This window comes from Leisingera sp. ANG-M1, from assembly GCF_000813745.1.
GTDB lineage: Bacteria > Pseudomonadota > Alphaproteobacteria > Rhodobacterales > Rhodobacteraceae > Leisingera.
On record NZ_JWLC01000025.1, the window covers coordinates 135,524 to 155,260 of the forward strand.

A 19,737-nucleotide genomic window follows, 5' to 3' on the forward strand; every position below is an offset into this window, starting at 1 on the left:
CGAGGTGCCCGCATGACCGATCCCGCCGTGACCGCTGCCCTATGGCCGGAGCCTGCACTGCTGATGCAGATGGCGGGGCTTCTGGTGGTGATCGGCGCTTTTGCGGGCGTTCTCGCCGGGCTGCTTGGTGTCGGCGGGGGCATCGTGCTGGTGCCCGCGTTTTTCTATGCCTTCCAGACACTGGGCTACGGCGGCGATCAGCTGATGCAGATCTGCCTTGCGACCTCTTTGGCGACAATCATCGTTACTTCGGTGCGCTCGGTGATGAGCCACAATAAGAAGGGCGCTGTGGACTGGGAGATCCTGCGCAGCTGGGGGCTTGGCATCGCATTGGGCGCAATTGTCGGTGTGCTTGCGGCCTCGGCCCTGCGCTCCACGGTGCTGCAGGGCGTGTTTGGCGGGCTGGCGCTGGTGATCGGCTGCTACCTGGGGCTGGGACGTTCGGAATGGCGGCTGGACGAAACCATGCCACGGGGCGGCAAGCGGATGGCGCTTTCGCCCTCGGTCGGGTTCCTGTCGGTCCTGATGGGGATTGGAGGTGGCAGCTTCGGGGTGCCGCTGATGACCCTGCACGGGGTTGCGGTGCACCGGGCGGTGGCAACAGCGGCAGGTTTTGGCGTGATCATTGCGGTGCCATCGGTGGCAGGCTTCCTGTTGCTGGAGGTGGACCCGGCCACACGGCCGCCGTTCACGATCGGTGCGGTCAATCTGGTGGCCTTTTTCATCGTGATTGCGATGACCCTGGTGACGGCACCCTGGGGCGTGAAACTGGCACATGCGATGAACCCGAAGCCGCTGAAGCGGGTGTTCGGTGCGTTCCTGGTGCTGGTGGCGCTTAACATGCTGCGCAAGGCGTTTGGGTATTGAAGATTATGGAAAAGCAATTGGAGCACTACCGGGGCAAGGGCTGGGTGCGTTTCGACCACGACCGCCAAGTGGCCGATTGGGCTGCGGATGCGCTGAAGCACGGGATCCGGTCGCTGGACGACCCGGCCTGCGCCGAATGGTTTCAATGCGAGCGTACCTGGTTCATCGGTGTCGATGCCTTGCCGAATGATTCAGAAGGACGGCTGCAGGACGGCCCGCCTCTGGCCGGAGCGCCGGTAGACTTTATCAGGCGCAACATTGGCTCCATACCCTCGTTGCACCGGGCACAGGTGTCCTCGGTCTTTCCCGGTTACCCGCGCCCGCGCCCGGGTGAGGGCGAGGCCGCCTTCCGCTACCGCATCAAACGCGATGCGGCGCATGTGGACGGGGTTAAAATGTACGGCGAGCACCGCCGACGCAAGGTGGAGGAACCGCATGCCTGGGTGCTGGGCATTCCGCTCAATGAAAGCAGCCCGGACGCTTCGCCGCTGGTGATCTGGGAGGGCAGCCACCACATCATGCGCCGCGCCTTTGCCGCCGCATTTGAGGGTGTGCCCAGGACCGGCTGGGTAGATGTGGATGTGACCGACGCCTACACTGCGGCCCGCGCCGAAGTGTTCGAGACCTGCCCGCGGATCACCGTGCATGCCAAGCCTGGCGAGTCCTATCTGATGCACCGGTTGTGCCTGCACGGGGTCGCGCCTTGGGGCGAGGGGGCGACGGCGCCGGAAGAGGGCCGCATGATCGCCTATTTCCGTCCGGAACTTGCGGACTGGACTAAGGGATGGCTGGCGGAGGCAGTGGCTGGGTAAGCGGTGCTGGCGACCGGCAGAGAAGCCCCTTTGGGTTTCGCGCCGCCATGTTCGCCGGAGGAGCGGAAACTGCACTTTCTCCTGGGCGGGCCGGATTGGCTGAAACGCACATGTTTTTTGTGATTGGCACCGGTAGCCGGGAAAGCCGGATGGCGGCGTGGGTTCGGCCTCAAGCAGGCCACCGTTTATATTGCAAAAGTTGTAATATCCCCAGCGAATCCCCGAAAGCCAAGACCGCTGGAGAAGGCCGCCGGATCATAAACTTTCTTCCGGTTGGATGAAATGCCACGGGAATGTATGCTCGTAAAACGGTTATAACATGGTTTCGCAAAGGTCTGGACGCTTTTCTGGAGATAGTGTTGTGCATCCTGACCGTGCGAAGTTTTGGAATTTTCAAAACGAGATCCTGCATGGAGCTGGACGCTAAGGTATGGCCGTCGTGCCAAGGATACATGTTTTATTTCAGATGGTTGCTCTGTTTTTTTGAGAGGCTTTGCGAACTGAATGTGAATGAGTATTCTGGAAATCTTAAATTGCGGCAACGCTTCCCCTTGGTTTTCTGATCCAGATTTCCCCTAAACATACGTTTTTCTGAATAAAAGCACCGTGAGACGAGAGTTAACCCGCTGGTATTCACTCCCGCGTAAAAGTCGTATTGCGAACATGTAACTTGTGAGGAAGCATCGTGTTTACCCGTCAAAGAATATCAATTCTAGGGGTTGCCCTAACCATTGCCGGGCTTTTGAGTGCCTCTGCCGTCTTTGTGACAACCCGGCTCAGCTCTGCTGCGGAGGAGAACCTGACCCGAGCCTATGAGCAGCAGTACCAGTCATATTTGCTGGCCGACGAGCTGCGCCAGTCCAGCGATGACCTGACCAGGCTTGCCCGGACATATGTTGTCACGGGCGATGCGTCTTACGAACAGCAGTACATGGATATTCTTGCAATTCGGAATGGCAAAAAGGAGCGCCCCGCGGACTACCACCGGGTGTACTGGGATTTCGTGGCTGCGGGCCGCCCGGTTCCGCCCGGCAGCGGCCTCACCCGGTCGCTGGAGGACCTGATGCGGGATGCCGGTTTCACCGAGCAGGAATTTGCTTTGCTGGAAAAGGCCAAGGCCAACTCCGACGGGCTTGTTGCGTTGGAAGTGCAGGCCATGAACGCGGTGAAAGGGCTCTTTCCGGACAACGCGGGGAACTACACCGTCGAGGGAGAACCCGACTTTGCCCTGGCGCGGGATCTGATGCATTCGAAGGAATATCATCAGTACAAAGCCGACATCATGGCGCCGCTTGATGAGTTCCTGGCCTCGCCGGAACTGCGCATTGCCGGGAGGATCGATCAGTTGCGGGCAGATTATCTTGCCGCAAGCACCGCCTCGAAATACGCAACAACGGCCATGGTCCTCATTACCCTTCTGACCGGAACCGTTCTGATCCTCAGCATCTTGCGTCCCTTGGCCCGGATTACCCAGACCATGCATGCCTTTTATAACGGCGAAGAGGTTTCCCGAGTGCCGGGCGCCGGGCGCAAGGATGAGTTTGGCGAACTGGCCCGCAGCCTGGAGCAGACCATTCAGGCCTCCCGCAGCAATTCGATGCTGGCGGATGAGGTGCAGAACATCACCGAAATGGCGCGCCGCGGCGATTTCAGCGGCCGCATCGACAGTGCCAAGGGCGACGGCCGCGGAATCGTGACCTCGGCCAACGGGCTGATGGAGCAGCTCGACAAAGCGTTCCTCGAGATCTCCGCAATTCTGGAGCGGATCGCCCGTGGCGACCTTTCACAGCGGGCGGAAACCGATCTTGAAGGCCGCTATGCCGAGATCCTGTCCCATGCCGAAACTGCACGGGCAGAGCTGGAGCGGATCGTATCCCGTGCCCGCAGCGGTGCCGACTCGCTGGATGGCCGCGCGTCGTCCCTCTCCACAATGATGCACAATGTTCAGCAGTCTTCGACAGACAATGCTGCTTCGCTGGAGGAAGCCAACGCAGTGACAGCATCAGTGACGCAATCGGTGCAGCAGACCTCCAAAAGCGCCGAGAAAGTTCGCGGCGCGGCGCAGTCTGCGAGCGACAGCGCGTTTGAAGTCGCCGAAGGGTTCGACAAGGTGATGGCCGCGATGGAGGAGATTGAGGCGTCGTCGGAGGAGATTCTGAAGATCTCCGACCTGATCGACAATATCGCTTTCCAGACCAACTTGCTGGCGCTGAACGCAGGCGTCGAGGCAGCGCGCGCCGGGCAGACCGGCAGCGGTTTTGCGGTGGTGGCAAACGAAGTCCGAACGCTGGCCCAGCATACGTCGGATGCGGCCGGCAAGATCGGCGGGCTGAGCAAGACCAGCAACGCCCGGGTGTCCGAAGGCAAAAGCCTGGCTGGCAAGGTCGGCGGCCTCATTGCGACGGTAAAGGATGAGGTCACCAACATCAGCAAGCTGATTGCCGAGGTGTCCGACCGGACGCAGGAGCAGGCATTGCAAATGAACGAGGTGTCCTCGTCTTTGTCGAGCCTGGACCAGAACACCCAGCAGAACACGCACCTGGTGAACGAGTCGTCGGAAACGGCCGGCAAGCTGCTTCAGGACGCCAGCCGCCTGCGCAGCACCGTGGCAAGTTTTGAGCTGGCAGGCGGCAGCAGCGCTGCTGAGACCGCGCTGGATCAGGCTTGGGATCAGAACTGGAGCGGAGCCGGCCAGGAGGCGTTCCAGCCTGAAGTCCTCCGGCAAGCAGCATCATAGCCTGCCGGCTGCGATACGACAGGAAAACTGCCCCAATTGTTCACGTGCGGAACTTTGGGGCAATGTTTTCCCGCCTGGTGCCTAAACGCCGGCTTTGCCGCGCGCCGCGTTAGCTCCGTTTTAGCCTTGCGCCGCGGCCGCCGCGGCGCTTGACCAGTTTGCTGGCGCGGGCGGGGAGGTCGCTCATGATGTCAGCGCGCTCGTCATTGGTCATCTTCGACCAGTCGCGGATCTCGTCAATGGAGCGGTAACAGCCCGTGCAGATGCGTGCCTCCGGATGGACGACGCAGATCTTGATGCAGGGGGACTGGATTTCGTCCCGTTTCCAAACGTCGTCAGTCATCGATCATCCATTCGTCAAATGCCGCATCCGGTCCAATGCGCCTTGGAGAATATAGGAGGCCGCGACGTGATCGATAACCTCTGCACGGCGTTTGCGTGTCGTATCTGCTTCAAGAAGCGCTTTTTCTGCCGCCACGGTGCTGAGCCGTTCGTCCCAGAAACCGATCGGGAGATCGGTGAGCTGGGCGAGGTTGCGGGCAAAGGCACGGGTGGACTGGCAGCGGGGGCCTTCAGAGCCGTCCATGTTGCGCGGCAGGCCTAGCAGGATGCCGCTGATATCGCGTTCCTTTTGGATCTCCAGAAGCCGTGCGGCATCCAGCGAAAATTTCTTGCGCTTGACGGTTTCCAATGGCGTGGCCACGGCGCCGATGCGGTCCGAGACAGCAACGCCGATGGTCTTGGTGCCAAGGTCCAGCCCCATCAGCGCGTTCATCGGCGGCAGGGCAGCGGCGAAGTCTTCAAAAGCGTCGTGGATCATTCTGCAAGTCCTGCCTGGGCGGCGATGGTGTCGATCAGGGCCAGCGCTTCGGGGTCGGCCGAGAACACAGTGCGCGCCTCATCATAGATGGTGCGGGCGCGGTCAGTGTCGCCCAGCACGGAAAGGGCACCGATCAGCCGGGCCCATTCATCTGCGCTGCCGCCCTCGGATGCCAGGCGGTCCGACAGGCGGGTGACCATGCCGCGGATCATCTCCTGCTGTTCTTCTGCAGACAGCTCTGCCGCGCCTTCCATCTGTTCGGTGCTGGGGCCGGGCAGGGCAGCGGGGGCGGAGCCGCCGCCAGGGGTGATCGGGCGATGCTGCACGCCGGCGCGGAAGGCCATTTCCTCGATCTGGCCCTGGATGCCTTGGATCCAGGGGGCTTCAGCCGGGCCGCTCCGCAGGGTTTCGGCCCACTCGCGGTAGGCAAGGTCCGGGCGGCCGATCTGGCCCAGCATCAGACCCCAGTAATAGCGGGCAGGGCCATGCTCAGGGTCAATGGCGCGCGCCTTGCGCAGGTCGGTTTGCGCTTCCGGCGAGACATAGCCGCCTGCTGCCATGATCCGCAGCTCCGCCAGCTCGGTGAAATCGCGGGCGTTGACCTGGCCGTTGGCCAGGCGGATGTAGTTCTCCTTGGCCTCATAAGCCGCCTTGAAGTTGCCGAGGTTGGCTTCGTGCTGTGCCAGTAGGGCCTGGCCCTGAGGGTCGTCTGCACGCTCGCCTGCGGTTTTGCGCAGCTGTTCAACCAGCTGAACATAGCCTTCCTCAACCTGAGGCTTGGGCAGGGCGGGCACATCGGCTTCTGCTTCGGCCTGGGAGGGGCGGTTTTCGGCGCGCTCGCCTGCCAGGCGGATGCGGTCCTCAAGGCCCAGATCGCCGTAGCCCGGTGCGCCAAGCTGCCAGTATACCCCCAATGTGCCGCCAGTGATCAGCAGCGCCATTGCACCGGCAAAGACCAGGGACAGGCCCTTGGGCTGTGCCGGGCCGCTCTTGCGCTTTTGCAGCTGGGCGTCGGCGGCCAGGATGCGGCGGGAAATCTCGGTGCGGATGCGCTCGGCGTCGGCCTCGACGATGACGCCGCGGGCCAGGTCCTTGTCCACTTCGCGCAGCTGCTGGCGGTAAACGCGCAGGTCGTAGGCTGCGGCCGGCTCGCCCAATTCGCGGGCGCGGACAAGGATCATTGCCAGCAGGAGGGCTGCCGCAAAGGCGATGAATGCGGTGACTATCCAGAAAACCATAGTGTCTCCGTAGTTTGGATTTCATCTATATGCGGGGCGGGCTGAACAAAAGGGCCAAACTGCCGCGCCGGCGCGGGGCATGCCGCAATGCGTCATTAAGATATGTCGCAATAACGCAGAAAGGGGACGATAAACGGCACGGGTCAGCCATGCGTTTAGGGCATACCCGCTACCAGACACGAACCATCGGATTCGCTCATGAAACGCTATTCAGTCTTTGCTGTTGCGCGGGAAGCCCTGCGCTATCACACCGGATGGGAGCGCGCCTGGCGCTCGCCGGAACCCAAACGCCATTACGATGTTGTCATCGTTGGTGCGGGCGGGCATGGCCTCGCCACCGCCTATTACCTGGGCAAGAATTACGGCATCACCAATGTCGCAATTATCGAGAAAGGCTGGCTTGGCGGCGGCAACACAGGCCGCAACACCACCATCATCCGCTCGAACTACCTGCAGGATCCCTCGGCCGCGATCTATGAAAAGGCGCGCAGCCTCTATGAGACCATGTCGCAGGACCTGAACTACAACGTGATGTTCAGCCCGCGCGGCGTGATCATGCTGGCGCAGACCGAGCATGAGATCCGCGGCTATAAGCGCACCGCGCATGCCAACCAGCAGCAGGGTGTGCAGACCGAGTGGATCACCCCGGAGCGCGTCAAAGAGATCGTGCCGATCATCAACCTGCACGGCCCCCGTTACCCCGTGCTGGGCGGCCTGTGGCAGGAACGCGGCGGCACCGCCCGTCACGATGCCGTGGCCTGGGGTTACGCGCGTGCATGTTCCGACATGGGCATGGACATCATCCAGAAATGCGAAGTCACCGGTGTGCGCACCGAAAACGGCCGCACCGTGGGTGTCGACACCACCAAAGGCCCGATTGACTGCGACAAGATCGGCATGATCGTTGCCGGCAACGCCTCGGTGCTGTCGGAAATGGCGGGCTTCCGTCTGCCGATGGAATCCGTGGCCCTGCAGGCGATGGTGTCCGAGCCGATCAAACCGTGCATGGATGTGGTTGTGATGGCCAACACCGTGCACGGCTACATGTCTCAGTCGGACAAAGGCGAGATGGTCATCGGCGGCGGCACCGACGGGTTCAACAACTACACCCAGCGCGGCAGCTTCCACCATATCGAGGAAACCGTGCGCGCCCTGGTCGAAACCTTCCCGATGGTCAGCCGCCTGAAGATGCTGCGCCAGTGGGGCGGCATCGTGGATGTGACCGGCGACCGCTCGCCGATCATTTCCAAGACCCCGGTTCAGAACTGCTTCATCAACTGCGGCTGGGGCACCGGCGGCTTTAAGTCGATCCCGGGTTCGGGCTGGGCGATGGCAGAGCTGATGGCCACCGGCCACTCGCCGCTGACCGAGGAGTTCTCGATCAACCGCTTCAAAGAAGGCAAGTTCATCGACGAGAGCGTCGCCGCTGGTGTGGCGCACTGATGGGGGGTGGCAAGTCAGAAGGCACTCAGTGCTCCGTCAAACAGGTGGCAAAGCATGTGCTTCGCAAACCTGACGGGCGCAGGGCCTTTGAACTTGCCTTCCGGGTGGTCGCGTTCATGCCGACGCCAATCGATGTAACCGAGAAGAAGCAAAGCTGCGGCAACCGCAACGAGAATCCAGATCAACATGAGATTCACGTGGGTAGCCGCGCCGAAAATTCAAGCTGGAGGTTCCGCCTATGCTGATCCTTGAATGTCCCTACTGCGGCGTCAAAGCCGAAGAAACCGAACTGGCCGCGGGCGGCGAAGCGCATCTGAAGCGCTTTGGCCCCGGCTCCTCGGATGATGAGTTCCATGACTACCTGTTCATGCGCGAAAATCCCAAAGGTGTTCACTTTGAACGCTGGCGCCATGCCAATGGCTGCGGCAAGTGGTTCCACGCGGCGCGCTGCACCACCACGTTAGAGGTTTTCGGCACCTACACCGCCCAGACCTCTGTGCCGACGCAGGAGATCATCGACAAGATCGCTGCCAAGCGCCCGGGCTGGACCTGGCGTGAATTTGCGGACGAGCAGAAATGATCCTCCGCCTGACTGAAACATCCGCTTTTCTTTTGAAAGGTCTGAGCACATGAGCACGCGTCTCGCCAAACACGGCCGGCTGATCGACCGCTCCAAACAGATCGGTTTCACCTTCAACGGCAAGTCCATGCAGGGCTACGCCGGCGATACCCTGGCATCCGCACTGCTGGCCAACGGCCAGGTGATGATGGGCCGGTCGTTCAAATACCACCGTCCGCGCGGCGTTGTGGCATCGGGTTCGGAAGAGCCCAATGCGCTGATGCAACTGGGCGTGGGCGACCGTTACGAGCCGAACCAGCGCGCTACCACCACCGAGCTGTTTTCGGGTCTGACTGCGCAGTCGCAGAACCACTGGCCGAGCCTGGAGTTCGACGTTCTGGCGGTGAACAACAAGCTGTCGCGCTTCCTGACCGCCGGCTTCTATTACAAGATGTTCATCCACCCGCGTCCGCTGTGGAAGCACGTCTATGAGCCGATCATCCGCAAGTCCGCAGGTCTGGGCGCAGCCCCCGACAAGGAGCTGAAGGACGCCGACACCTACGAGCACTTCTATTTCTTCGCAGATGTGCTGGTGATCGGCGGCGGTGTTGCTGGCCTGCAGGCGGCCAAGGCGGCAGCGGCCACCGGCGCCAAGGTTCTGGTGCTGGAGCAGAACAGCCACTGGGGCGGCCGCGCGCCGGTCGACGGCGGCACCATCGACGGTGAAGCGCCCGAGGTCTGGATCGAGAAGACCCTGGCCGAGCTGCGCGGTATGGACAACGTCACCCTGCGCGACCGCTGCATGGGCTCGGGCGTCTATGACCACGGCTATGCCCTGGGTTATGAGCGCCTGACCGACCATGCGCCGGGCCAGGGCGGCCCGCGCCACCGTCTGTGGCGGATCCGGGCAACCCGCATCGTCACCGCAACCGGTGCGATCGAGCGTCCGCTGTCCTTTGCAGGCAACGATGTTCCCGGCGTGATGCTGGCGGCCTCAATGCGCGACTATGTGGTGAACTGGGGTATCAACCCCGGCCAGAAGGTTGTGGTTGCCACCAACAACGACGACGCCTACCGCACCGCGCTGGTGCTGCATGACGCAGGCGTCGAAGTGGTGCGCGTGGTTGACACCCGCGAAACCGGCGGCGGCGCGCTGATGGAAGCCGTCCGCGAAAAGGGCATCCGGGTCGAGCTGGGCCGCGCCATCGCCAAGGTGAAGGACGGCAAATGCGTGACCGAGGTCTCCATTTGCGCCCAGAACGGCGAAGGCGGCGCGCGTGAAACCGTGCAGGCCGACGCAGTTGCCATGTCCGGCGGCTGGTCGCCGGTGGTGCACCTGTGGTCCCACTGCGGCGGCAAGCTGATCTGGGACGAGGTGAACGCCAACTTCCGCCCCGATGCCTCCCGTCCGCCGCTGGGCCATGACGGAACCGGTTTTGTGGTTCCGGCCGGTGCCGCAAACGGCGAATTCGGCCTGGGCGCGCTGCTGGAAGACGCGGCGGCGGCTGGTGCCAAGGCGGCTGAAGAGGCCGGCTTCCCGGCAAAAACCGTGGCGGCTGCCAAAGGCGAGTCCGAGGCGGAAGTGCAGATGGAAGCGGTCTGGCTGATGCCGGCCAAGGCTGACATCAAGCTGCGCATGAAGTCCTGGCTGGATTATCAGAACGACGTGAAAGTGTCGGACGTGCAGCTGGCGGCCCGCGAAGGCTATGAAAGCGTTGAGCACACCAAGCGTTACACCACGCTGGGCATGGCGACCGACCAGGGCAAACTGTCCAATATCAACGGCCTGGCCATTCTGGCCGACAGCCTGAACTCGGAAATCCCGCAGGTGGGCACCACCACCTTCCGTCCGCCTTACCACCCGATCTCGCTGGGCGCGATCGCCGGTGAGGCACGGGCCGAGATCTTCCAGCCGGTGCGCAAGACGCCGATTGCTGACTGGATGGACCAGAACGGCGCGGATTGGGAACCGGTTGGCCAGTGGCGCCGTCCGTTCGCCATCACCCGCCCGGGCGAGGACCGTCATGCCGCGGTGAACCGCGAGGTGAAAAACACCCGCGAGAACCTCGGCCTGCTGGACGCCTCGACCCTCGGCAAGCTGGTGGTCAAGGGCCCCGACGCAGGCAAGTTCCTGGACATGATGTACACCAACATGATGTCCACGCTGAAGATCGGCAAATGCCGCTATGGCCTGATGTGCACCGAGAACGGCTTCCTGATGGACGACGGTGTGGTTGCCCGCATCGACGAGGACACCTGGCTGTGCCATACCACCACCGGCGGTGCCGAGCGCATCCACGGCTGGATGGAAGAGTGGCTGCAGACCGAATGGTGGGACTGGAAAGTCTACGTTGCGAACGTGACCGAGCAGTACGCTCAGGTTGCTGTGGTCGGCCCCAACGCCCGCAAGGTGCTGGAGAAGCTGAACGCAGCAGCGGGCGGCGGCATGGATGTCTCGAAAGAGGCGCTGCCGTTCATGGAATGGCGTGACGGCAAGATCGGCGAATTCGACGCCCGGGCTTACCGGATCTCCTTCTCGGGCGAGCTGTCCTACGAGATCGCGGTTGCGGCCTCTGAAGGCCAGGCGTTCTGGGATGCGCTGTATGAAGCAGGCAAGGAATTCGGCGTCATGCCTTACGGCACCGAGACCCTGCACATCCTGCGTGCTGAGAAGGGCTTCATCATGATCGGCGACGAGACCGATGGCACCGTGATCCCGCAGGATCTGGGTCTGCATTGGGCGCTGTCGAAGAAGAAGGAAGACTATCTGGGCAAACGCGCGCAAGCCCGTTCGCACATGGTCGATCCGGAGCGCTGGCAGCTGGTTGGCCTGGAAACCGTGGACGGTTCGGTGCTGCCCGACGGCGCCTATGCAGTGGGTGAAGGCGTCAACGCCAACGGCCAGCGCAACATGATCGGCCGGGTGACCTCGACCTACCATTCCGCGACCCTGGGCCGCGGCATCGCCATGGGCCTGGTCAAGCACGGTCCCAAGCGCATGGGCGAAGTGATCGAGTTCCCGGGCACCGACGGCAAGACCTACAAAGCCAAGATCGTTGACCCGGTCTTCTACGACAAGGAAGGGGAAAAGCAGAATGTCTAAGGCTGTTTCCGTACTGAACGGCGCCCAGTATACCGGGATCGCCAAGGTCGAGGACGCGGGCCTGCAGGGCATGATCACCCTGCGCGGCGATCTGGACTCCAAAGCGCTGAAGGCGGCCGTCAAAGCAGCCACCGGCGCCGAGGTTCCGGCACAGCGCACCATTTCGGTTGCCGAAAACGGCGCGGCTGCTTGGATGTCCCCGGATGAGCTGCTGCTGCTGGTGCCTTACGAGGATGCTGTCGCCAAGACCGCTGAGCTGGCTGAAGCGCTGGCAGGTGAGCATGCGCTGGCGGTGAACGTCTCCGACGCCCGCGGCTTCTTCCGCCTGTCGGGAGAGGGCGCGCGCGAGGTGCTGGGCAAGGTGAGCCCCGTGGACTTTGACGGCGACGCCTTCACCCCCGGCGAGTTCCGCCGCTCGCGCCTGGCCCAGGTGGCTGGTGCCTTCTGGATGAACGAGGACGGCAGCTTCTACATCGTCTGCTTCCGCTCGGTCGGCGAATATGTGTTCAAACTTCTGAGCGCCGCTGCGCATCCGCAAAGTAAAGTGGGTGTTTATTAAAAGTATCACTCGCTTTTTGCTTGTGACGCCATGATGCGTCATTTACGGTGCCTTGGAAATCCCGGGGCACCGTTTTTTTGTCGGGTCTTACCTAGGGGAAACTACCTTTTGCAGTCACTGCAACTGATTGATTTTGCGGCTGTTGCCTGGTTCTCGGTGGCAGCCCTGTAGACGGTTTCGAGGAGCGGCTGATGGGTCTGCCGAAATGCTGGGTTCTAGCACTTGGTTTTACGCTGGCAGGTGCAGGTGTGCTGGCGGACACCAGCTTCAGTTGCAACTTGAAACCGATTTCCGGCGCCTCCTGGATTCCCAGCCGGATCAAAGTGCACTTTTCGGAAGATTTCACTGCGGCAAAGGTCGAGGATGCGGCGTTCGGCGTCTCGGTCCCTGCCAAGGTGGTCAAGCGCAGCGAAACATCTTTTGCGCTTAGCTGGTCTCTGCCCGGGCTTGCAGTCTCGGCGGAAGCGGGCAAGGCCGAGCCGCGGTTTCGGGCGGTGCTGAACACCGCCAATCTGAAGATGAGCATTCAATCGGTTCGCACTGGCGACGGCGCTCAGCTGCCGCGCGGATCGGGCAGCTGCCAGCTGCAGCGCACCATGTCGCAGTTGGCGCAGAACGGGTCCGAGTGGCATTGACCCGCATGTGTTGCGGCCGGTCCGCAAAGCCAGAGGTTGATACTTGGACTGCTGGAGTTTCGCTTGCAAAGATAATTGTGATGATTGCAAGCAGAGATTGAAACAACGTGGAGAGTATTACCCGATGAAGCATTTTGTGCTGGCTGCGTTTGCCTGTGCGGCGGGTTTGGGTTTCCAGCCGGCTGCGGCTGAGATCGTCTATGACTGTGAAATGAAACCAAACACCAACGATGGCGGTGTCCCGCCAAGGGTGTTGGTTCTGCTGGACAAAGACCGGCAAGGAGCAAAAGTCTATGACGCCTTCATTCACGAGGCAGCAGGAGAACCGATTGAGGCTAGGATCAGTCCGCGGAAAGCACATGCTTTTGATCTGAGCTGGACAGTAGATGCGGTGCCGGTCCGCAATCGGGTCAGCACAACAATCGGGCATTTTGCTGCCGTTTTTAATGAAAGCAAGCGCACGCTCTCGGTTCGGGCCACCTTCTCGGGGTTTGCCAATTTCTCGCGCGCCCGTGGGAAATGCAAAGTCAAAACGGACTGAGAGAGTCTACCTCAGCCTGACAGCTATAAGCCGACGCTAGGAATTGGATTCTGACAGCGTCCAATCGGTAACATTTGGGAGAGAACTTTGAAGCATCTCGTACTGGCAAATTTTCTAGTTGGCGCAGCGTTTCTTGCACAGACGGTGCAGGCAGGCGCATTGGCACCGAACACGACGTATGGATGTGAAGTTACCTCAAATGCCTACGGGAACTGGCTGCCCTATTACTTGGAATTGACGTTCCACAAAGATTCCGCTTCGGCAGAAGTTTTTATCCCTGAACTTCTCGAACTGGGCGGGAAGCCGCATACGGCAACAGCAAAGGCAAAAGTCAAAAGGAAATCTTCGGAACGGTTGCGGGTAAAATGGCAGTCCAGCGTCCCAACCACTTTGAACTTCAATACACCAGTAAACTATCGAATGGACGTTGATAGTACGGATATGACTGGCAGGATGTTTGCAACTGTGCCGATGTCCAATCGCCAAAGGATCAATGGTGAATTCACTTGCAAGCCGGCCAAAGAGGCGAGTTGACCTGCGAACAGATTCAGCGAAGCGGCATACGTGACCTGGATCAGTTGCAATTCTGACTTTGTGGGCTGCGGACGCTCCAGCCGGTTCATGCAGCGGCGGTTCCTGTGCGGAAAAATGCACATAGACCTTGCTTGGATAGCGCGCCTTGGCTCTTGACCTGATAGCGTGCACACAGCATGTATCTGCGCAGGAACGCAAACTTATTTCACAGGGGGCCCCAATGGCTTTTGAACTTCCCGATCTTCCCTATGCACATGACGCTCTGGCTGCCAAAGGCATGTCGGCCGAGACCCTGGAATACCACCACGACCTGCACCACAAGGCCTATGTCGACAACGGCAACAAGCTGATCGCCGGCACCGAGTGGGAAGGCAAGTCGATGGAAGAGATCATCAAAGGCACCTACGACGCAAATGCGGTGGCCCAGAACGGCATCTTCAACAACATCTCGCAGCTGTGGAACCACAACCAGTTCTGGGAAATGATGGGCCCGGGCGAAAGCGCGATGCCGGGTGAGCTGGAAAAGGCTCTGGTGGAATCTTTTGGCTCGGTTGACGAGTTCAAGTCGCAGTTCTCCGCTGCCGGCGCAGGCCAGTTCGGCTCCGGCTGGGCTTGGCTGGTCAAGAATGCTGATGGCTCGCTGGCTGTGACCAAGACCGAAAACGGTGTGAACCCGCTGTGCTTCAACCAGACCGCGCTGCTGGGCTGCGACGTGTGGGAGCACTCTTACTACATCGACTTCCGCAACAAGCGTCCCGCCTATCTGACCAACTTCCTGGACAACCTGGTCAACTGGGAAAACGTCGCCTCGCGGATGTAATTCCAGTCAATGCGATTTTGAGACGCCCGGCCGATTGGCCGGGCGTTTTGCGTTTCAGAGGCTCTTTTTCAGCATCTCGCATTGCCCATCAATCCTGTCGAGCTGGGCTTGTTTCTCCCTGTCGCTCAGGAAGGAACCTGCAAAGGAATTCTTGGCCAGTGTTATGATCTCTTGCTCGGTGAGTTCCAGATGCTGATGCACCGCGCGGTAGTTGTCGTTCAGGTAGCCGCCGAAATAGGAGGGATCGTCTGAGTTCACCGTGACCAGAAGACCTGCGTCCAGAGCATTCTTCACCGGACTGGCCGCCAGCGACGGGATGCCCTTCAGCCGCCAGTTGGAGATCGGGCACATGGTGAGCGGGGTCTGCTGCTCTGCCAGGCGGCGGGTCAAGGCCGGGTCGTCCAGCGCGTGGTTGCCGTGGTCGACGCGGTCGATTTTCAGAATATCCAGCGCTTCGCGAACATTTTCAGCAGTGCCTTCCTCACCGACATGCGCCACCGGAGTGAAACCTTCGTTGCGGGCGGCCTCGAACACGCGGGCGAACTTGGCGGGCGGGTGGCCCTGTTCGGTGCTGTCGAGGCCGACGCCGAAGATGTGCTCCTTGTGCTTGCAGGCGCAGGTGAGGGTGTGAAAGGCCTCTTCCTCGGGCAGATGGCGCAGGAAGCACATGATCAGCTTGGAATTGATCCCCATCTCCTTGCGGGCATCTTCCAGCGCGGTGGTGATGCCGCCCAATACGGTTTCAAAGGCGACGCCGCGGGAGGTGTGCGCTTGCGGATCAAAGAACATTTCAACATGGGTGAGCCCGTCGGCCTGCACACGCAGCAGGTAGGCCCAGGTGAGGTCATAGAAATCCTGCTCGGTCAGCATTACCGACATGCCTTGGTAGTAAAGGTCAAGAAAGTCCTGCAGGCAATTGAACTCATAGGCTTTACGGATCTCCTCCACATCCTTGTATGGCAGCTGGACCTTATTCCGTTTAGCAAGCGCGAGCATCATTTCGGGCTCTAGCGTGCCTTCGATGTGTAGGTGCAGTTCGGCTTTGGGAAGAGTGTCGATCAGGGTGTTGGCGAGGTCGGTCATGGCAGCTCCTTTTATCTTTCTGGAAAGGTATATCGATGAATTGCCTTTCTGGAAAGATAAATCTAAAATCACGGCAGGAGGCGCCATGACTGACATCTACCCTGTACAAGACCTGTTGGACCGCATCGGGGCGCATTGGCCGGAGGCGTCCTTTACGCAGTCGCGGATGGCAATAGCGCTGATCCGGGTTGGCGAGCTGATCCGGGCCCGAACCGATCAGGTATTGACAGAGTTCAACCTGACGCCTGCCGCCTTTGAGGTGCTGGTGACGCTGCGGGCGTCCGCGCCGCCGCGGCAGATGACACCGACCGAGCTGTACCGTTCGGCGCTGCTGACATCGGGCGGCATGACCAAGGTGCTGATTGAGCTGGAGCGGCGCGGTGCAGTGGAGCGGCTGCCGAACCCGGAAGACGGGCGCAGCCGCATCGTACGGATGACACAAGCCGGGCAGGTGCTCGCCGAACAGGTTATGGCCAAGGTCGGCGAGGTAGACAGGCGTCACTTCCAGATGCTGGGCAAAAGCGATCTGGAGGCGTTGCAGGATCAGGTTCTGAAGCTGGCAGCAGCGGTTGAGCGGGCGGTGGATTAACGCGCCGTTCCACAGCCGGAAGTTCGATTGAGTCTTGCAAGCGGCCCGCGCGGCGCTCATGCGTTGCCGGGGAGGGCAGCCTATGAGTGAGTCGGCCAAAGGCATCCTGGCAATGATCGCGGCCTGCGTGGTTTGGGGGCTGTCAGGGATTTACTACAAGGCGCTGTCGCATGTAGCGCCCGAGCAGGTGCTGTCGCACCGGGTGCTGTGGTCGTTCCTGTTCTTTGCCGGTGTCCTGCTGCTGCAGGGACGGATCGGTGCCTTGTGGGCAGCCTTGGGCAGCGGGCGCAACGCTGTGCTGCTGGTCTGCGCGACGGCGATGATCTCGCTCAACTGGTTTGTGTTCATCTCGTCGGTGCAGACGGGCCACGCCACCGAGGCAAGCCTGGGATACTATATCTTTCCGCTGCTCAGCGTGCTTCTGGGGCGGCTGGTCTTTGGCGAGATGCTGACCCGGGCACAGGGCGCGGCAATTGGCCTGGCGGCGCTGGCGGTTGCGGTTCTGGCCTTTGGGCTGGGGGTGGCCCCCTGGATTGCGCTGGTTCTCGGGGTGAGCTTTGCGCTCTATGGCGTGGCCAAAAAGAAACTGCCGCTAGGACCGGTCGTGTCGGTGACAGCCGAGGTGCTGCTGATCCTGCCTGTGGCCCTGGCGGTGATCTGGACGACAGGCGGCGCGGGCTTCCTGGGCGGGCCGCTGGATGCTGCAATGCTGGCGTTTTCCGGCATCCTGACGGGTCTGCCGCTGATCCTGTTCAGCTATGCAACCAAGCGGGTGCGGCTGGGCACGGTCGGGGTTATGCAATACTTGAACCCGACTTTGCAGTTCCTGGTTGCGGTGCTGGTCTTTGCCGAGCCCTTCAGCCAGTGGCACGGCATCGCCTTTGCCTTGATCTGGAGCGCCGTGGCCGTGTTTTCCTTTTCTGCCCTGCGTCAGGAACGCGTGTCGCGCAGGGCAGCAATCGCGGCTGCCGGCGTGTCGGCCCAGATCAGGTAGTCTGCTGTCTCCCGGCTGGCAAAGCTCTGATCCACCACATGCTCAAGCAAGCTGCGCAGCTTGTCCCAGTAGCCTGCTGTGTTCAGGATCACAATCGGCTTGCCGTGCAGCCCCAGCTGCCGCCAGGTAAGCGCCTCGAACAGCTCGTCCAGCGATCCGGCACCGCCGGGCAGCACCACAACGGCGTCTGCGTTCCACAGCATCACCTTCTTTCGCTCGTGCATGGTCTCGGTGACCACATAGGTGGTCAGATCCGACTTGCCGACTTCGCGTTTCTCGAGGTGGCCGGGGATCACGCCAAAGGTCTCGGCACCGGCTGCCTGCGCCGCGCGCGCCACTTCGCCCATCAGCCCGACATCGCCGGCGCCGTAGACCAGCCGCATCCCGTTTTCAGCGAGAGCCTGGCCGAACTCCCGGGCAGCCTGGGCATAGGCGGGGAGCGCGCCGGCCCGGGAGCCGCAGTAGACACAGACAGATTTGATGCTCATCGGCCAGCCTTTCCGTGGAATTTCAAGGTGAAACGCAATTGGTGTTTTGACCCGTGATAGCGGGATTGCTAGATTTGCTCAACTAAGCGGAAGGCCACATTCCGCAACTCTTGAAGGGATCGCAATGGCGGATGCATCTGGAAGCGGGGGTCTTGGGGCCCTCACACTTGGCGGTATTGCTGGAACAGCCGTGGTGCTGGGCGGCGTGGTGCTGTTTCAGCTCGGCGTGTTCGGCTCGGGGGAGCCGGAGCCGGGCGCAGCAAACGGCGGCCAGGCCGGCGGCCAGACTGCGGCTGATCGCGGGACGTTTACAGGCGACGGGGATGAGTCCGGCCAGCCGCTGCAAAACAACGGTCTGTCGCAATCTGGCGACGCCGGGGATTCGGTGGCAGCGGCCGGGACAGATCAGACGGACGGGGCCGAGACGGTTGCCAATGCGGAACCTGCAGCGGAGCCGGTTGCGGCAGAGGAACCGGCAGATGCGGGTGGATCTGAGGCAGTTGCAGCAGAGGAAGAACTGCCCGTAACTGCCGAGGACGAAACGGTTATCGTTCCTCAGGAGCCAGCAGATGAGGGCACCGGGGAACAGATCGCATTGGCTGAGCCGGCAGACGGTGCGGACGTTGCTCCGCAAGCGGCGCTGCCCGAACCGGACGCCAAAGAAGAGATCTTTGTCCTCGACGCCCCGGAACTGGATCTGGTGCGTGTCGACAGTGAAGGTGCGGCAGTCATTGCGGGCCGGGCGCAGGAAGGCGTCAGGGTCCTGGTTTTGCTGGATGGCGAAATTCTGGAACAAGTGGAGGTTCCGGCAGGCGGTGAATTTGTTTCGCTGACCACGATTGAGCCGAGTGCGGATGCCAGGGTGGTTTCGCTGCTGGCGGAGCATGGCGGGCAGCAGAGCGCGTCGGATGCCTCTTTCATTCTTGCGCCGGTAAATCCGGTCGCCAGCCTGGAAGAGCAGCAGTCAGAACAGACGGCTGCGGTGGAAAATGCGGAAACGGCTGCCTCGGTCCAAGATGCGCCCGCGGCTGAAGACGCGGTGCAGGACGTGGCAGCGGCGCAGGGAGAAGAAACTGCGCAATCTGAAGAGACAGCTCAAGAGTCTGAGCAGGTCGCGGCTTTGGACCCGGAGGTCAGCGCTGCGGCCGAGCAGCCCGCGGGTGCGGAACCTGCTGGGCAAAGCAGTGGTGCGGCAGAAGACGCAGCTGAGGGAACTTCCGCTGCGGAGGCTGAGGCTCCAGCCCAGGATGCCGCCGTTGCGGCCGAAGCGCCTGTGCCGGCGGAAGATCCGGAGGTTGCCAGCGATCCGGCTGCCCCGCAGCCTCAGAACCAGGCTGTGGCGGTGCTGCGGGCGGATGCAGATGGAATCGAGGTGGTTCAGCCCGCCATCCCTTCCGATCCCGAGCTCAGTGACGAAGTTGCGCTGGATTCGATCAGCTACAATGGCACCGGCGGCGTCGAGCTGTCGGGCCGTGCCCGTCCGCAATCCCGGGTGCGGGTGTATGTTGATAACGCGCCTGTTGCCGAGCTGGAAACCGGTGGAGATGGCCGCTGGAACGGACGGCTGGATGGCGTCGAGCCAGGTATTTACACTCTGCGCCTGGACGAGATCGAGCTGATCAGCGGCGAAGTGGTAAGCCGCCTGGAAACCCCGTTCAAACGCGAGGCGCCGGAGGCGCTGCCGCAGCCGGGCGGCGATGTATCGCCGGATCAGCCCGCGCCGCTGGTGCGCGCGGTGACAGTGCAGAAGGGCGACACCCTCTGGGCGATCTCGCAGGAAAAATACGGCAGCGGCTTCCTCTATGTGCGGGTGTTCGAGGCGAACCGGGGTGCGATCCGCAATCCGGATCTGATCTACCCGGGGCAGGTCTTTACCATTCCCGAATAACGGAACAAAAACGCGCCCTTGCGGCGC

Annotated in this window: 19 protein-coding genes; 14 read left to right on the top strand and 5 right to left on the bottom strand. The window is 61.6% G+C overall.

Translation table 11 applies throughout. The annotated features are described in order from the left end of the window. Positions 1–12 precede the first annotated feature (12 nt). The 3 genes from RA19_RS20005 to RA19_RS20020 all read left to right on the top strand — a co-directional run bounded on the left by RA19_RS20005 (position 13) and on the right by RA19_RS20020 (position 4,416). A complete protein-coding gene (locus RA19_RS20005) occupies positions 13–867 on the top strand; it encodes a sulfite exporter TauE/SafE family protein (protein WP_039166075.1) in 855 nt (284 codons plus the stop codon). 5 nt (positions 868–872) lie between these two features. After that, a complete protein-coding gene (locus RA19_RS20010; protein ID WP_039166077.1) occupies positions 873–1,679 on the top strand; it encodes a hypothetical protein in 807 nt (268 codons plus the stop codon). Positions 1,680–2,364: 685 nt separating this feature from the next. Beyond that, positions 2,365–4,416: a methyl-accepting chemotaxis protein gene (locus tag RA19_RS20020; protein WP_152615834.1), complete on the top strand. Its 2,052-nt coding sequence runs from the start codon at positions 2,365–2,367 to the stop codon at positions 4,414–4,416. 109 nt (positions 4,417–4,525) lie between these two features. On the opposite strand, the gene RA19_RS20025 is transcribed toward RA19_RS20020, so the two are convergent. Genes RA19_RS20025 through ccmI form a run of 3 tightly spaced genes read right to left on the bottom strand, consistent with a single transcriptional unit; the run spans position 4,526 to position 6,474 of the window. After that, positions 4,526–4,759 (bottom strand): DUF1289 domain-containing protein, encoded by a 234-nt coding sequence (locus tag RA19_RS20025; protein WP_039166081.1) that lies wholly within the window; start codon positions 4,757–4,759, stop codon positions 4,526–4,528. Between the two features lie 3 nt (positions 4,760–4,762). Beyond that, entirely contained in the window at positions 4,763–5,236 is a 474-nt protein-coding gene (gene ruvX, locus RA19_RS20030; RefSeq protein WP_039166083.1) for a Holliday junction resolvase RuvX, read from the bottom strand. Further along, positions 5,233–6,474, bottom strand: coding sequence for a c-type cytochrome biogenesis protein CcmI (ccmI, locus tag RA19_RS20035; protein WP_039166085.1), 1,242 nt, complete (start codon positions 6,472–6,474; stop codon positions 5,233–5,235). The genes ruvX and ccmI overlap by 4 nt, the downstream gene beginning before the upstream one ends. A gap of 198 nt (positions 6,475–6,672) precedes the next feature. Here ccmI and RA19_RS20040 point away from each other — a divergent pair, with 198 nt between their 5' ends. From RA19_RS20040 to RA19_RS20070, 8 genes are all read left to right on the top strand, one after another. Beyond that, positions 6,673–7,917 carry a sarcosine oxidase subunit beta family protein gene (locus RA19_RS20040; RefSeq protein WP_039166087.1) on the top strand — a complete coding sequence of 415 codons (1,245 nt, stop codon included), beginning with the start codon at positions 6,673–6,675 and terminating at the stop codon, positions 7,915–7,917. Positions 7,918–8,155: 238 nt separating this feature from the next. Continuing rightward, positions 8,156–8,497, top strand: a complete 342-nt coding sequence (locus RA19_RS20045; RefSeq protein WP_039166089.1) for a sarcosine oxidase subunit delta — start codon at positions 8,156–8,158, stop codon at positions 8,495–8,497. Positions 8,498–8,546: 49 nt separating this feature from the next. Next, the gene (locus tag RA19_RS20050; RefSeq protein ID WP_039166091.1) at positions 8,547–11,579 is read left to right on the top strand and encodes a sarcosine oxidase subunit alpha family protein; all 3,033 of its coding nucleotides are present in this window, start codon (positions 8,547–8,549) and stop codon (positions 11,577–11,579) included. Continuing rightward, a complete protein-coding gene (locus RA19_RS20055) occupies positions 11,572–12,138 on the top strand; it encodes a sarcosine oxidase subunit gamma (protein ID WP_039166092.1) in 567 nt (188 codons plus the stop codon). Before RA19_RS20050 ends, RA19_RS20055 begins: the two co-directional genes overlap by 8 nt. Positions 12,139–12,329: 191 nt before the next feature. Then, positions 12,330–12,773, top strand: a complete 444-nt coding sequence (locus RA19_RS20060; RefSeq protein ID WP_039166094.1) for a hypothetical protein — start codon at positions 12,330–12,332, stop codon at positions 12,771–12,773. Between the two features lie 124 nt (positions 12,774–12,897). Further along, a complete protein-coding gene (locus tag RA19_RS20065) occupies positions 12,898–13,314 on the top strand; it encodes a hypothetical protein (protein ID WP_039166096.1) in 417 nt (138 codons plus the stop codon). Between the two features lie 87 nt (positions 13,315–13,401). After that, the gene (locus tag RA19_RS26670; protein ID WP_152615835.1) at positions 13,402–13,848 is read left to right on the top strand and encodes a hypothetical protein; all 447 of its coding nucleotides are present in this window, start codon (positions 13,402–13,404) and stop codon (positions 13,846–13,848) included. 220 nt (positions 13,849–14,068) lie between these two features. Next, positions 14,069–14,668, top strand: coding sequence for a superoxide dismutase (locus RA19_RS20070; RefSeq protein ID WP_039166098.1), 600 nt, complete (start codon positions 14,069–14,071; stop codon positions 14,666–14,668). 54 nt (positions 14,669–14,722) lie between these two features. Here RA19_RS20070 and RA19_RS20075 read toward each other — a convergent pair whose 3' ends face one another. Beyond that, complete coding sequence (locus RA19_RS20075; protein WP_039166100.1) at positions 14,723–15,751, bottom strand: adenosine deaminase; 1,029 nt, start codon at positions 15,749–15,751, stop codon at positions 14,723–14,725. An 85-nt stretch (positions 15,752–15,836) separates the two neighbouring features. Here RA19_RS20075 and RA19_RS20080 point away from each other — a divergent pair, with 85 nt between their 5' ends. Then, positions 15,837–16,340, top strand: a complete 504-nt coding sequence (locus RA19_RS20080; protein WP_193748307.1) for a MarR family winged helix-turn-helix transcriptional regulator — start codon at positions 15,837–15,839, stop codon at positions 16,338–16,340. A gap of 82 nt (positions 16,341–16,422) precedes the next feature. Further along, complete coding sequence (gene rarD / locus RA19_RS20085) at positions 16,423–17,334, top strand: EamA family transporter RarD (RefSeq protein WP_039166102.1); 912 nt, start codon at positions 16,423–16,425, stop codon at positions 17,332–17,334. Here the strand turns inward: rarD and RA19_RS20090 are convergent. Next, a complete protein-coding gene (locus RA19_RS20090; RefSeq protein ID WP_039166104.1) occupies positions 17,271–17,822 on the bottom strand; it encodes an LOG family protein in 552 nt (183 codons plus the stop codon). The genes rarD and RA19_RS20090 overlap by 64 nt on opposite strands. A gap of 124 nt (positions 17,823–17,946) precedes the next feature. Between RA19_RS20090 and RA19_RS20095 the strand changes: the two genes are divergently transcribed. Beyond that, entirely contained in the window at positions 17,947–19,710 is a 1,764-nt protein-coding gene (locus RA19_RS20095) for a LysM peptidoglycan-binding domain-containing protein (RefSeq protein ID WP_193748308.1), read from the top strand. Positions 19,711–19,737 lie beyond the last annotated feature (27 nt).